Source organism: Shewanella morhuae (assembly GCF_003028295.1).
Classification (GTDB): domain Bacteria; phylum Pseudomonadota; class Gammaproteobacteria; order Enterobacterales; family Shewanellaceae; genus Shewanella; species Shewanella morhuae.
Genome location: NZ_PYSG01000002.1, coordinates 1,670,096 through 1,684,120, shown reverse-complemented (window position 1 = coordinate 1,684,120; position 14,025 = coordinate 1,670,096). Strand labels below are relative to the sequence as shown.

Below are 14,025 nucleotides of genomic sequence, written 5' to 3'. Positions count from 1 at the left end.
AAATCCCATGTCAGTTCATGCAAAGTTTATTGTTATTGAGGGGTTAGAAGGTGCGGGTAAGTCGAGCGCCATTGCCCTCATTCGTGATTTTATTGAAAAACATAACGGTCAGGCGCCAACTTGTACCCGCGAACCAGGCGGTACGCCGCTCGCTGAACGCATCCGCGATTTAGTCAAAATAGCCGATGCGAGCGATCCACTATGTGATGAGGCCGAGTGTTTATTGATTTATGCCGCTAGAGCACAGTTGATTGCTAATGTGATTAAACCTGCGCTCGCGCAAGGACTGTGGGTGTTGGGCGATCGGCATAATTTATCGTCACTGGCTTATCAAGGTGGTGGCAGGGGCTTAATGCCGTTAGTGGAGGCGGTGAGCCATGCCACGTTAAAAGGATTTAAACCTGATTTGACTTTGTACCTAGATTTAGATCCTAAGCTTGGGCTCGCACGCGCAGCTAAGCGCGGTGAACTGGATAGAATTGAGCAACAAGCGATTGATTTTTTCGAGCGGGCTCGTGCCACGTATCTTAAACTTGCCAGCGAAGATGACAGCATTATTGTTATTGATGCGAGTCAAACCATGGCCGAAGTTCATAAGGATATCTTAGCCGTGCTACAGGCGATGGCATGGTAGCCGAGTTAGCATATACGGCTGAGCAATTGCCTTGGCTTGAAACGCCAAGGCAAGCATTTTTAGCGCAATTAATCGGACAAAAAATCCCCCATGCTCAGCTCGTCGGTATTGATTCTGCCTATGGCGGCGAATTACTGGCTGTTTTTATGGCGCGTGCGGCCATGTGTATGCAACCCACGCGAGTGGGAGCCTGCGGTTTTTGTAAGTCTTGCCAGCTGTTTGATGCGGGTAATCATCCCGATTTTTACCATATTGCCGCTGATGGTAATCAAATTAAGGTCGATCAAATTCGTGAACTGTGCACTCGCCTAACCGCCACTGCACAGCAAAATGGCCGACGTGTCGCTGTTATTCATCATAGTGAGCGACTTAACTCCGCCGCTGCCAATGCGCTACTTAAAACCCTTGAAGAACCCGGTAAAGACACTTTACTCATATTGCAATCAGATACGCCTGCACGTTTGATGGCGACAGTCAGCAGCCGCTGTCAGCGGATTCCTTTTGTGGTACCGAACAGAGAAACGATTAAAAATTGGTTAGCGCAACAGTGCGCCATCCAAGAAGATGTGACTTGGTGCCTTAGCGTAGTGGGTGGGCCATTAAAGCTGGCAGAGAGTTTGCTAACTAACGACGTGCAGCAAAGTCGCTATCAATCTTTGCTACAGTTTCGCAAAGATTGGGCTCAAAGTTTGTCGTCGGGTCATCTGTGTGCTAGTTTGTTAATAATAAGTGAACAACAAATAATTGATGCTCTTAAGGTTTTATACTTACTGATGCGACAAGTTTTATTAAAAAACAGCCATCAAGATGCGTTTATCCAAGCGCAGATCGGGAACTTGGCGGCGAAGATCATGGGAATGTGTCATAGTTTGAGTACAATGCCGAGCGTCAATTATCTGGCCTTGTGTCAAAGTTATGTCTTAGAATATAGAGAGATAATAAAATAAGAAATATACCATGGTAGATCTCGTCGTTAATTTTGATACCTTACATCAGCTATACCGCGCCTATATGCCGTTTATTAAGCCGGCAGGATTGTTCATTGCAACCAGTGAAAGCCATTATCTCGGTCAGCCACTGACGATTTCATATCGTTTGCCGGGCGCAACACTCATGAATGAATTTCGCGGTATCGTGGTCTGGATAAATCCTTTAGGCGCTTCTGGCGGCCGTCCTGTGGGCATTGGTATTAAAATAGTATCTGAGCCCGATAGTCATAAACATCATATCGAAAAGTTACTTTCCCGTGAACTCGCATCTGGCGATTTAACCTGCACTATGTAGGTCTATAACTCATTTGTTAACGCTTACTCGCGGTCAAAACCTGTTGTTAATGTCTATGGAATTTGACCTCGATCCTTTGGCTGGGTATCCTTGTCGTCCTTTTATTACTCTGCTTGGAAATCTCTGTGCTTATTGATTCACACTGTCATCTTGATCGCCTCAAAGCGGCGCCAGATCAACAAACCTTAGAAAATATTCTTGCTAGTGCTAAAGCTCGTGGCGTCGATTATATGTTGTGCGTCAATGTGCGTCAGCAAGGATTTGAGTCGATGCGAGATAAGGTGGCAGCCTTTGAGCAGGTATTTTTATCATCGGGCGTGCATCCGTTAGATGTGAAAGAAGGGCTCGATGTTGAGCAAATTCGTCGCTTCGCTACTGATCCTAAAGTGGTTGCGATTGGTGAAACTGGCTTAGATTATTTTTATGCTGATGATACAAAATTACTGCAACAACAATGTTTTGAACAACAAATAGCCCTAGCAGTAGAAGTAAATAAACCTTTGATTGTGCATACCCGTGATGCACGTGAAGACACCATCAATATGTTAAAGCAGGGCAACGCAGATAAAGTTGGCGGTGTGTTGCATTGCTTTACTGAAAACTGGGAAATGGCGAAAGCGGCGATTGATTTGGGCTTTTATATTTCAGTGTCAGGCATAGTCACCTTTAAAAATGCTGGTGAACTGCGTACCGTGATTCGTAAAGTGCCTCAGGATCGCCTGCTAGTTGAAACGGATTCCCCCTATTTGGCACCTATTCCGCACCGTGGACAAGAGAACCAGCCTGCCTATGTGCGTGATGTCGCGGAGTTCGTAGCCGAGCTTAGAGGTGAGCGTTACGAAGAGCTAGCAGAGTACACCAGCAATAACTTCTTTAATTTATTCAAAGATGCGGCGCGTTTGGTTGGCCGATAGCAGTGCGCTTTACCCAAGGCGATATGTTGGCGTGTTTGCCCTATACAGGTATAAAAAAAGGCCCAAAACGATTAAAGCTGTTTGGGCCTAGGGGAATGGCTCATTGAAGAGCCGTGCGCTACAGATGAAAGCGCCATACAGCACGCTTTACAATAGATTCAGTGTAGCTGAGTTTTTATCCTCGAGTTTTTTATCCTTCCCCTTTTTTAGGTTATTTATCGCTAAAAAACAGCGATACTATAACGATTTTATCTGTTCTGGCAGCAGTAACACTTTATCTTTTACTAAGTCTCTGGGCAGGTTGTTTTTTAATTTATTGCCTAAGTGTTTCGCCATGCCTAATGGTGCGCCGCCATAACAAACAATCACTTCACCTTGGGCTTTTACTGCTGTATTTAAAGGAATATCTCGTCCCATTAAATACTCTTTGGCTTCAACATCACTTACATCGACCGTTTTTGCCGCTGGGCTAAGCTGCTTTCCCGCTAATGCAATAATTGCTTCATGGCGCACTTTAAAGCCGTGCTTACTGTTATCGGCGAGTTTAATACCAATACGTTGAAATCGCATACGACCGATAAAGTTGTTGAACACGTGCGGAAATAACCAAAATTCATCATCGCGAACCATAATGAGTTCGTCCGGCAAGTTTATGCCTAAATCTTGCTGAAAATACTCTTTAATCCCTTGAGCTTGTTTTGCTGAAGCGGGCGTAAAAGGAAAGTTTTTTTGCCGTTTAGGCTCGGGCAGTAAACGCGTCACTGAGGCGGTTTTGGTTAATTTTGCGACGAAAAAACCTTCACTGTCGTAAATCTGTGGCCAGACATGTAAGAAACCTTCGGCAGTTGTGGCCTTTTCTGCACCATCAAATAAATCATGTAAGGATTCAAATTGCACGGCATCGCCGTAGGCTTGTTTTAAATACTCACATACGCCTTGGTTTTCGAGGCGATTTAAGGTACAGGTCGAGTAAACTAAACTGCCGCCGGGTTTCAGGGCGAGAAAAGCGGATTCTATTAAGGCTTTTTGAGTTTCGCTAATCGCCACCACATCGTCTAGGCTCCAATGCTTTAGCGCATCGACGTCTTTACGCACCGTGCCTTCGCCGCCACATGGCGCATCGATGAGCACAGCATCAAAACTTTCATACAAGTATTCACCAAACACACGGCCATCAAAATGGGTCAGTGCGCAGTGGCTTGCGCCCATACGCAGTACGTTGGCGTGTAAGACTTTCACGCGGCTTGCCGAATACTCATTTGCCACCAATAAACCTTGGTTTTGCATTAACGCGGCCATTTGAGTGGTTTTTGAACCTGGCGCTGATGCGAGATCGAGTACGCATTGCCAATTTGCATTGTGTGTAAAAAGTGCTGTTGGCGGCAACATAGAGCTGGCTTCTTGAATGTAGAATAAGCCCTGAATATGCTCTAAAGCATTGCCGAGTTGTTCTTCTTCGTCGTAGCTTATCCAAAAACCATCAGCGCACCAAGGAATCGACTCGAACGTCCAACCCTTAGGTTGCATCAGCGTTTTAAAATCGTCACTGCTGATTTTTAAGGTATTGACCCGAATGGAGCGTCTAAGCGGCCTGTCGCAGGCGGCAATAAACTCGTCCATGGATAAATGGGCGGGGAGTTCTTGGGTGATTGTGTTGATAAAATTTTGATTTAATTGAACCATTGACGTTATTGGACCATTGATTTCATTGCACGAGAGGGAAATAGACTGTGTTTCAACGGGCGCAAGTATATCATAATCCCTTATTAGGGCTGAGATTTTCTCCTTTGATACTCTGTGGATGTGGCCACTTAACGCGATAGGCTCTGACAATCGTACAGATATTGAATTGAACCACCAAAGTTAACGCACTGCAGCGTTAAGTTTAATAGAATAAAAATAAGTAAAATAAAGGGGATAGGTGTGCTAAATCGTGTGTGGTTAGCTTTTTTTATCACGGCACTGCTCGCAATTGCGGTGCAGTTGTTCAATGGTCACTTTGACGTTTTATCGGTTTCGGTAGCGGCATTATTTGCTAGCGCTAAGCTTGCAGCTGAAATATCCCTTGGGCTGATTGGCGTACTCTCTCTGTGGATGGGATTGATGCAGGTCGGTGAAAAGGCCGGTGTTGTTGGTGCTATCGCCTTTATGTTTGAGCCATTACTGCGCCGTTTGATGCCAGAAGTCCCTAAGGGACATCCTGCCTTTGGCAGCATTACCATGAATTTAACCGCGAATATTTTTGGCTTGGATAATGCAGCCACGCCGCTTGGTTTAAGGGCTATGCATGATTTGCAGAGTTTAAATCCATTAAAAACCGTGGCGACCAATGCGCAAATTTTATTCTTAGTACTTAATACTTCCTCTGTCACTTTAGTGCCAGTAACGGTATTTCTTTACCGCGCCCAGCAAGGTGCTACTGCCCCTGCGGATATTTTTCTGCCGATTTTACTGGCAACCTCAGCATCAACACTAGCGGGCTTGCTGGTGGTGGCATTAGTGCAGCGGATTTCGCTATTGAATTCGGTCGTGCTCGGTTATGGCGCCTTGATGCTCTCTGGCTTAGTGGCGAGTGGTTTTTATTTAATGACCTTAAGTGCACAGGCGATAGGCACTGTATCGACAGTAATGGGTAATGGCATTTTACTGTTACTGGTGTTTACCTTTGTGATTGTTGCTGGTATTCGCAAAGTGGCGGTTTATGATGAATTTATTGATGGGGCAAAAGCTGGTTTTACTCAATCAATTCAGTTAATTCCTTATCTGCTCGCTATGTTATTGGCCATTGGTTTGCTGCGCGCATCTGGCGCTCTGGATTATTTGTTGCAACTGATTGCCACTGGCGTGCGTTTATTAGGTTTCGATACTCGTTTTGTCGATGCTATGCCAACTGCACTGATGAAACCTTTTAGTGGCTCAGGCGCCAGAGCTATGATGTTAGAAACCATGGATCACCATGGCGTCGATTCTTTTGCAGGCCGATTAGCGGCGATTTTTCAGGGCAGTACTGAAACTACTTTTTATGTTTTAGCGGTGTATTTTGGATCTGTGGGTATTCGTCACGGACGACATGCCTTAGCCTGTGGATTAACCGCCGATTTTGCGGGTATAAGTGCTGCCATCGCTGTCTGTTATTGGTTTTATGGTTAAAAAGCTTAGCGTTTTAAGATAAGTACGTTTATGCCATGTATGGTGGAGAAAGGTTGAGATAGTAGTAATAAAAAAATCAGGCGCTTATGTGCCTGATTTTTTATAAAGGTTTAACTTGGTACTATTACTGACTAGGAGTCCAATCTTGCCATTCAGTTTCGGCTTTATGTTGTAACGTTAATATTGCCCCTGCTGCTAAGCGATTATTCGCTTGAGTCGTATCCTTAGTCGCGACATTGATGCCGCCCGCGAGTAAGGTTTCTAGCGAGCCTGCTTCGATTTGCGCACCTGAGAATAAGCCCACATCGACTTTAATGCCTGAGGCATCCCAGAACTGACTGCTTTGATTGACTAAGTGTTTGTATTGCGGCTCAATATGCGCCTGCATCAGCACGCTATTACCCTGTGTCGATAGGCTGTAGCCATCAATTTGACCGACTTTGATACCACGGAAGAAAATCGGCGTGCCGATTTTCATCGAGCCTAAGTTTTTATCTTCTAAGGTAAACTTAAGCGCATCTTCGGCAACATTGGCATAGCTGCTGGCTGCGAGGTTGGCAACAAACTGTGTCGATTTCTGATTACTTTTACCTGGCAGCACACCGATATAGGGGCCAGTTATTAAGGTTGCTGGCGCTTTAATTCCCGCAAGGGAAATTTGCGCGTCTACTAAATGATACTCACAATCACTACGGCTGAAATGTTCGGCATATTCTCCATATAGATAGGCAGTCGCGGTGAGGGTATTTAGATCGGCATTAAGCTTCACCTGCGATACTTCACCCACTTGATGCCCTTGATAACGGATCGCGGCCTTTACTGCTAGTTTTGATGATGCGGGTAAGATGAGGCGAATCGTCTGGGCTTGCGCTAATGCCAGCTGCTTGCTCTCATAGAGTTTTAAGTGGGCTGCACTGCTAGTTTTGTCACTATCATCAAGTAATCCCAGGCTAATGCTGCCCTTCAATGCTCCTTGAAGCGGCGCAACCGCCACATCAATACCAGCAAGACTGGCGCTGATGTCCATAGCGCTGTTACGCCAGAACACATTGGGCTTTTTCAGCAAGGATTGGAACTGTTTATCAATCGCGAGCTTAATGGCAAAGTCTTCGGTTTTACTTTGCCAGTTCACAGACTCAACTAACCCTATTTGCATTTTTTTATAGTAAATCGGTGAGCCTTGGCTGACATCGGCGCCATCTTGACTGATTAATGTTACATGCGTTTGCTGTTGGCGATCATAAAAAGCCGTCGCTGCATCCACAGAACTAAACAGAGTAAGATTGCTGTTAGCGGCTAAAGGAGTATCACTGTGACCTTGGAATAAACTAATAACACCTTGGGTGAAGGTGGTGAAATCTCTGGTTTTAACGGATATACCGTCTAAAGAGGCATTTACTGTTAAAGCCGATTCAGGCACAAAATAGCTATCACTGCGTAGCAGACTGGCAAATTCAGGTTGTAGCTCCAGTTGGTATTCCACCGCGGATAAATCTTTAGTTAACTTAACGCTAAGCACCTTACCAATAGGAATTTGTTTGTAACGTACTTCAGCACTTGGTGCAATGCCCATGTTTTCACTAGAGGTTAAGGTTAATAAACGCTTTTTTGATTGCAGTAAATCAGGCGCTTTCGATTGCAAAATAAAGCTCGTTGGCATAGCTGTTTGAGCCTTGATGCCCGGTAAGAAGTTGATCACACTACCCGTCAGTAACCGTTCTGGATTCTTAATTCCAGAAAGTGAAATATCGGCACCCTCAAGCCAAAACACGCCATTGTTGGTTAAGAGCGAACCATATTGAGGTTCAAACTTAGCTACAGCCGTTATGCCATCGTGACTAAGTTGTTTATTTAACACACTACCAATATTGATACCGCGATAAACGATGCGAGTGCCTTTATTAACACCACTACCGTCGGCCATTGTTAGGTTGACTTCAATGCCGCCAAGGGCGGTGGTTTCTGAGTCAAAAAGCGTAAACGTATCGCCATTTTTGGCGATAGGTGCTGCATCGTCAGAGCTAAAACTTACACCGCCAGCAAGGATTGATGCCAAGCTTTCAGAGTTGACTTGAATCCCCGTAAGCGAAGCATCAATTTTTACGCCAGAGACATTCCAAAAGTGTGAGTTTTTCTTCACTAATCGAGCGTATTGTTCTTGAATAAAGACGCTTATCAGTACTCTTTGATTACCGTCTAAACGATAGCTCGCTACGCTACCCACAGGTATTTGGCGGAAGAATATTGGCGAACCTACATCGAGTGACCCGAGTTTATCTGAAGAGAGTTCAACCATCACACCTTCAGAACCAATTAGCATTGGTGGCGGTTGTCGCTCGGCCTCAAAGAAAGTGGCGTCACTGCCTTTTCCTGGCTGAATTGCAATATAGTTACCCGAGAACAATGCATCTAAACCTTCAACACCAGTTATGCTGGCTTTAGGGGTAACGAGCCAGAATAGGGTCTCTTTATTTAAAAAAGGTTTGGCGCGATAGTCCATCATGACTTTGACGTTCACGCCTTTTAAATCCTCATCGATACCGATGTCTTTCACTTTACCCACAGTTAAGCCTTGGTATTTGACTAAGGTTTTACCGACATCAATCCCAGTCGCACTCGGGAAATGTATTTGAATTTCAATACCCGATTCTTTAATACTCTTAATACCCAGCCAAGCCCCTAATGCCAACGCGACAATAGGCAGTAGCCAAATAGGCGAGAAGAGTTTTTTCTTTACAACTTTTGGCGATTCAATTTGTGTCATCTTGAGGTTCCAATCGATCCCAGAGTAAACGAGTGTCTAACACTTTGGCGGCTAGCTGAGTTAACAGAATAACCAAGGCAAATGCAGTTGCGGCGGGGGCGGGCTTTGCGTCGAGTAGTTGCCCCATATTCACTAATGCCACTGTGATGGAAATAACGAATAAATCGAGCATAGACCAGCGGCCAATCCATTCAATAGCATGAAAGCCCACCATCAATTTCTTTTTTGAAATGGGAATATCGAAACTAATTGCACACAGATAAATGGATAAACCAATAATTTTAATCCATGGCACTAAAATACTGGCAGTAAAGACAATCATGGCAATGGGGAGCATGTCAGAATTTACTAAATGTAAAATGCCTGAAAAAATAGTGTCGTGCCGCACTTGCCCTTGGTTTGTCAGTATGGTGATAGGATAAATATTGGCAGGCACTAACAAAATAGCGGCAGTGATCAGTAGTGCCCAACTTTTTTGTAGGCTGGAATAGTCCCTAATATGCAGCTCTGCTTGGCAGCGCTGGCAGTGAGTGAACTCAATGCTGTTTAGTTGTCGGCACATCTTGCATAAACATAGGCCAATATCTTTACCTTGTTGCTTCATATCAGCAATGACCTTCTAATAATGTCCACATGTGTTCTAAGTGGTATTCTCGTTGTAAGAACAAGGTGACAAGAAATAGCATGGTGAAGCAAAACGTACCCATTCCAAAGTAAATATCTGAAAAATCAGAAAGCTGGAATGAAGACACCAAAAAGCTGATCACATAAATTTCTAACATTGAAAGCTGCGATAGTGCACCATGAAATTTCAATAACTGTTTTAAAGATTTACGCCAAAAAACACTATTCAAACCCCATTTGACAATTAAAATTTGCGCCAAAATAGATAACAGTAATAAGCCCGGACCAACCACTGCGGCGGTGAGTACGGCTAATCCTACTAACCAATAACCTTGATCAAATACGGCAAATGCCCCTTGAAACACCGTGGTGGTGCGAATGCTGCCAAGAAAATGGATCTCAAGCACAGGCAGGAAGTTTGCTGGAAAATAAAATACTAACGCTGTAATACACAGGGCTAACATACCATTTACAGAGCAATAGGGTGTGTCATAAAGTGCAGTGCTGCAACGTGGACAAAGTGCTCTTACGCCGCTAGGCAAAGCTCGCTTGCGAATTGCCAAATCACAGGAACGGCATAAGGTTATTGAATTTTCTGCTGCGTTTTCATGCATATAAAAATATTATTAACCTAATGTTGAGTAATAACAGCGAGGTTCATACGTGATGTCGTGTTAATGATCGTTTAACACACGCTAACGTTTATATTATCTTGGCAACGAAAGTAGACCAATAATATCAGATTAATCAGAACACTTGCATCACAAGTTCAATCTATGTCACTCTAGCCACTGTATATAAAAACAGTGCGAGGCAGTCATGGCAGTAATAACACAGTTTGTCGTGGTCAGAGAAGGGGTTGAAAAGATGACATTCACATCTAAGAAGGAGGCTGATGCCTACGATAAGATGCTCGATATCGCCGATAACTTGATCCCTTTTATTCAACAAGCCGATTTGGGTATAGATGAAAGTGTGAGCGAAAAGCTCGCATTTTACTTCGCTAATAATAAAGATGAGCTGACGAACTTGCTTAAAGGGGTCGTTCAGGTTAATAGTACGCCAACGAATCCATCTACTGCGAAAAAAGCGGCTAAAAAGACCGAAGCAGCAGAATAAAAGTGTTAGGAAATGTAATGAAATCGAAATTCTATGAATCACTTAATCGTCAAGTATTAGCTTTGCTGGACGGTGAAGATGACCTTGTTGCGGGCATGGCAAATTTTTCAGCCTTACTTAATGACAACTTAACTGAGCTTAACTGGGTTGGATTCTACGTGATGCGTGGCGAACAACTGGTGCTTGGTCCGTTTCAAGGCAAAGTCGCATGCACGCGTATTCCATTCGGAAAAGGGGTATGTGGTACGGCAGCATTGACCAATCAAACTCAGCGAGTGGCCGATGTTAATCAATTTGATGGTCATATTGCTTGTGATTCTGCCAGTAATTCAGAAATTGTTGTGCCGGTTAGGGCACAAGGCAAAGTGATTGCAGTGCTGGATATTGACAGCCCTATCTTGGATCGTTTCGATGAAGAAGACCAAAAAGGGCTCGAATTATTGGTTAAAAGTTTTGAAAACTGCCTATTTGATTAATTTGCGTACAATAATGCATAATTCATAGTCGCAATCGGTGGCGTGCGCCTTATAATATGTGCCTGCACGCATTAAGCTGGTTTGATTAGCATGCAATAAATAAGCTTAGTGTTTTGAGCTGTAAAAAAAATTTGTTAAGGTCTATTTTTTAACTTTAGTAAACGCAGCTAGGATGCTAATTTGTACGTTGACTCACTATTGAGTTTAACGAAGATAAATGACTCGTAAGAAGTTGATCAATATCACCTCGAATCGATGTCTCTTTTTTGACTGTGGAAGTAATGATGGAATCAACAGAAAAGTTGACCGACACCAATGCAATTTTGGCGTATTTGTATGAAACATTTCCTTTGTGCTTTATTGCTGAAGGTGAAACTAAGCCATTAAAAATCGGGTTGTTTCAAGATTTGGCTGAAAGGTTGGCTGATGATTCTAAAGTCAGTAAAACTCAGCTCAGAGTTGCCTTAAGACGTTACACCAGTAGCTGGCGCTATTTGAAGTCTGTTAAAACAGGCGCACAACGCGTTAATCTGGATGGCGAACCTTGCGGTGAGTTAGAGCAAGAGCATATTGACCATGCTCAAGCTATGTTGAAAGAGAGCCAAGAGAAGGCCAAAGCAAAACGTGCTGCACAAGCACCAAAGCCTGCGGCAAAGAAAGCGCCTAAAAAGGTGACGACTCCTCAACGCCCTAAAACTGAACGTCCAGTTAAGCCAGCACCTAAAGCTGCGCCAGTGATTAATTATGTTCAGGCTCAATTGACTGATTTAACGAAAAAACAACGCGTCAATGTTAAATTAGGTATGACTCCCGTAGCCGGCGTCATTACTGATATTAACAAGGAAGATATTCATGTTCAGCTTGATAGTGGCCTAACGATCAAAGTTAGAGCAGAACATATCCTGCTGTAATCATTTATTAAAACGGAGTAACTTGTTGATGCGAAACCTCACTTTGGCTACCTCTATCGCCACAGTTTTTGTCGGATTTTCGGCTTGGGCCGTACCACCTACTATTCAAATCAGCGAGTTACCCACTCTCAAGCAGGAAGCGCAACATAAGGTTGCTAGCAAACGGGTAACGGATTTATATACTCGCTCGCATTATCACCGATTTAACCTTGATGATGCCTTTTCTACGCAAATTTTCGATCGTTATCTGCAGCAATTGGATTATCGTCGCAATGTATTAACGCAAGCTGATGTCGATAGTTTTAAGCCTTACGCGACTCAATTTGATGACATGCTCAGTTCTGGTGAACTTGAACCAGCCTATAAAATGTTTGATATTGTTCAAAAGCGTCGTTACGAAGGCTTTGTTTACGCTTTATCGTTATTGGATAAACCGATCGATTTCTCCGTCCCCGGTGATGTCTATGAGTACGACCGTGACGAAGCGGCATGGCCAAAAGATCAAACAGAAATTAATGAGTTATGGCGCCAACGAGTTAAATACGATGCGTTAAATCTAAAACTCACAGGTAAAGAATGGCCTGAAATTGCAGAAGTTTTGCAAAAGCGTTACAACAATGCCATTAAACGTTTGACTCAGACTAACAGTGAAGACGTATTCCAAGGCGTAATGAACGCTTTTTCACGTAGCATTGAGCCGCATACTAGTTATCTTTCGCCTCGCAATGCTGAACGTTTCCAAATGGAAATGAATTTAAGCCTAGAGGGTATTGGTGCACAGCTGCAACTGGAAGATGATTACACGGTTATTAAAAGCTTAATTGCTGGCGGCCCAGCGGCTGGCAGTGAAAAACTGTCACCGGAAGACAAGATTGTCGGCGTTGGTCAAGAAGGTGCAGAGATAGTTGATGTTATCGGCTGGCGTTTAGATGACGTTGTCGAACTGATCAAGGGTCCAAAGGGCAGTAAAGTTGTGCTGCAAATTTTACCTAAGAAAGGTGGCTCGAATGCTAAGCCATTCAATGTCACCTTAGTTCGCGATAAAATTCGTCTGGAAGACCGAGCGGCAACCTCTAAAGTGATTGAACCTAAAGACGGTGAGTACGCTAATCGCAAAGTCGGCGTGATCCATATTCCTGGTTTCTACATGAATTTGTCACAGGACGTTGAAAAAGAACTGGTGAAGTTAAATGAAGCCAAAGTTGAAGGTATCGTAATTGATTTACGCGGTAATGGCGGTGGTGCATTAACCGAAGCCGTATTGCTGACGGGTCTCTTTATCGATATGGGTCCAGTGGTACAAATTCGCGATGCAGATGGCCGAGTATCCGCGCACCGCGATAACGATGGTAAAACCAGTTATGCTGGACCATTGACGGTAATGGTTGACCGTTATAGTGCTTCTGCCTCTGAGATTTTTGCCGCCGCGCTGCAAGATTATGATCGCGCGCTGATAGTTGGTGAATCAAGCTTTGGTAAAGGCACCGTGCAGCAACATAAGAGCCTAGGCCGTATCTATGATATGTATGAAAAACCATTGGGTCATGTGCAATATACGATTCAAAAGTTCTATCGTATTAATGGTGGCAGCACTCAACTTAAGGGTGTTACGCCTAATGTAGCTTTCCCGAGTGCGTTAGAGCCTGGTGAATACGGTGAAGCGGAAGAGAAGAATGCCTTACCTTGGGATAAGGTGCCCATGGCGCAATATGGTACTCTTAATGATGTTACACCCGAGCTCGTAGCGAGTCTTGAGACTAAGCACTTAAACCGTATTAAAAATAGTGTAGAATTTGCTTATATCAATCAAGATATTGCCGACTTTAAAAAGCATCATAAAGAGAAAACGGTTTCTCTGGTTGAAAGTGAACGTATTGCTTCTCGTGAAGCAGACGAGAAAAAAGCCCTCGATAGAACTAATGAGCGCCGCGTTGCCAATGGTCTAGCTCCGGTTAAATCAATGGAAGACATTAAAGACGACGCCGAATTACCAGACGCATTTTTAGATGAAACAGCCTATATCACTCTAGATATGGCTGATGTGCAAAAACTGGCTAAAACCAGTGCTACTAAATAGGCGCTAGTCAAATCGATTTATCCAATATTAAAACGCGCTTATGGCGCGTTTTTTCTTATTTAGATCAGCGTT

At 43.8% G+C, this 14,025-nt stretch carries 13 protein-coding genes; 9 read left to right on the top strand and 4 right to left on the bottom strand.

Annotation, left to right across the window (positions count from 1 at the left end; genetic code table 11):
- The first annotated feature begins 7 nt into the window (after positions 1-7).
- The 4 genes from tmk (at position 8) to C9I43_RS07885 (ending at position 2,832) form a co-directional block, all read left to right on the top strand.
- Positions 8-634 (top strand): dTMP kinase, encoded by a 627-nt coding sequence (tmk, locus tag C9I43_RS07900; RefSeq protein WP_107883096.1) that lies wholly within the window; start codon positions 8-10, stop codon positions 632-634.
- Positions 628-1,581, top strand: coding sequence for a DNA polymerase III subunit delta' (gene holB, locus C9I43_RS07895; protein ID WP_107883094.1), 954 nt, complete (start codon positions 628-630; stop codon positions 1,579-1,581). Before tmk ends, holB begins: the two co-directional genes overlap by 7 nt.
- 10 nt (positions 1,582-1,591) lie before the next feature.
- A complete protein-coding gene (locus C9I43_RS07890; protein ID WP_076499726.1) occupies positions 1,592-1,918 on the top strand; it encodes a PilZ domain-containing protein in 327 nt (108 codons plus the stop codon).
- A gap of 125 nt (positions 1,919-2,043) precedes the next feature.
- Positions 2,044-2,832: a TatD family hydrolase gene (locus C9I43_RS07885; protein ID WP_076499728.1), complete on the top strand. Its 789-nt coding sequence runs from the start codon at positions 2,044-2,046 to the stop codon at positions 2,830-2,832.
- A gap of 237 nt (positions 2,833-3,069) precedes the next feature.
- Here the strand turns inward: C9I43_RS07885 and rsmF are convergent, their stop codons facing one another.
- Complete coding sequence (gene rsmF, locus C9I43_RS07880) at positions 3,070-4,515, bottom strand: 16S rRNA (cytosine(1407)-C(5))-methyltransferase RsmF (RefSeq protein WP_107883092.1); 1,446 nt, start codon at positions 4,513-4,515, stop codon at positions 3,070-3,072.
- Positions 4,516-4,755: 240 nt separating this feature from the next.
- On the opposite strand from rsmF, the gene C9I43_RS07875 reads away from it, so the two are divergent.
- Positions 4,756-5,982, top strand: coding sequence for a spore maturation protein (locus C9I43_RS07875; RefSeq protein ID WP_107883091.1), 1,227 nt, complete (start codon positions 4,756-4,758; stop codon positions 5,980-5,982).
- 124 nt (positions 5,983-6,106) lie between these two features.
- Here the strand turns inward: C9I43_RS07875 and C9I43_RS07870 are convergent, their stop codons facing one another.
- From C9I43_RS07870 to C9I43_RS07860, 3 genes are read right to left on the bottom strand one after another with little or no spacing between them, the layout of a single operon-like run.
- Complete coding sequence (locus C9I43_RS07870) at positions 6,107-8,746, bottom strand: PqiB family protein (protein ID WP_107883089.1); 2,640 nt, start codon at positions 8,744-8,746, stop codon at positions 6,107-6,109.
- Positions 8,733-9,350 carry a paraquat-inducible protein A gene (locus C9I43_RS07865; protein ID WP_107883087.1) on the bottom strand — a complete coding sequence of 206 codons (618 nt, stop codon included), beginning with the start codon at positions 9,348-9,350 and terminating at the stop codon, positions 8,733-8,735. The genes C9I43_RS07870 and C9I43_RS07865 overlap by 14 nt, the downstream gene beginning before the upstream one ends.
- A 1-nt stretch (position 9,351) precedes the next feature.
- Positions 9,352-9,984 (bottom strand): paraquat-inducible protein A, encoded by a 633-nt coding sequence (locus C9I43_RS07860; RefSeq protein WP_076499736.1) that lies wholly within the window; start codon positions 9,982-9,984, stop codon positions 9,352-9,354.
- Positions 9,985-10,189: 205 nt separating this feature from the next.
- Between C9I43_RS07860 and C9I43_RS07855 the strand changes: the two genes are divergently transcribed.
- The 4 genes from C9I43_RS07855 (at position 10,190) to prc (ending at position 13,953) form a co-directional block, all read left to right on the top strand.
- Positions 10,190-10,489, top strand: coding sequence for a YebG family protein (locus C9I43_RS07855; RefSeq protein ID WP_107883085.1), 300 nt, complete (start codon positions 10,190-10,192; stop codon positions 10,487-10,489).
- A 17-nt stretch (positions 10,490-10,506) separates the two neighbouring features.
- Positions 10,507-10,965, top strand: coding sequence for a free L-methionine (R)-S-oxide reductase MsrC (gene msrC, locus C9I43_RS07850; protein ID WP_076499738.1), 459 nt, complete (start codon positions 10,507-10,509; stop codon positions 10,963-10,965).
- Between the two features lie 284 nt (positions 10,966-11,249).
- On the top strand, positions 11,250-11,876 hold the full coding sequence (gene proQ, locus C9I43_RS07845) for an RNA chaperone ProQ (protein WP_107883083.1): 627 nt from the start codon (positions 11,250-11,252) through the stop codon (positions 11,874-11,876).
- A 28-nt stretch (positions 11,877-11,904) separates the two neighbouring features.
- Positions 11,905-13,953, top strand: coding sequence for a carboxy terminal-processing peptidase (gene prc / locus C9I43_RS07840; protein WP_181317863.1), 2,049 nt, complete (start codon positions 11,905-11,907; stop codon positions 13,951-13,953).
- The last annotated feature ends 72 nt before the right edge of the window (positions 13,954-14,025 follow it).